This is a genomic window from Bartonella vinsonii subsp. berkhoffii ATCC 51672, from assembly GCF_902825225.1.
GTDB lineage: Bacteria > Pseudomonadota > Alphaproteobacteria > Rhizobiales > Rhizobiaceae > Bartonella > Bartonella berkhoffii.
The window spans coordinates 1-393 of record NZ_CADEAK010000311.1; the positions used below are offsets into that span (position 1 = coordinate 1).

The following is a 393-nucleotide window of genomic DNA, read 5'->3' on the forward strand; positions in this document are numbered from 1 at the left end:
TCAAATTACGAACAAGCACTTGTGTTCCCGTATGGCAACACGAACACGTTAACGCACATCCTACCTGCGATGAAAGACATAAAGCACCACGCCCTTCTTCAGGGATATAAACCGTTTCAATTTCAACGAGCCTTCCTGCACCACGTCCTGGAAAACGCAACAGCCATTTACGCGTTCCATCCTTTGATCTTTGTTCTCCAACAATTTCCGGACGTGCAATGGAAAAATGACTTTTAAACATTTCTCGCATGGATTTAGAAATCTTCAGCATCTCATCAAAATTTGAAAAGCCACGCACATAAAGCCAGTGCCAGAGCTGGCGTACACGCATACGCGTTTGGCGCTCTGGAACACCAATTGTCTTTAAAGCGTGCATCATTTCATCTTGTGATA

1 pseudogene is annotated in these 393 nt (G+C 44.3%); it reads right to left on the reverse strand.

Going from position 1 to position 393, the window contains the following annotated elements:
- A pseudogene (locus tag J7R10_RS09405) lies at nucleotides 1-393 on the reverse strand (dual-specificity RNA methyltransferase RlmN); the annotation flags it as partial.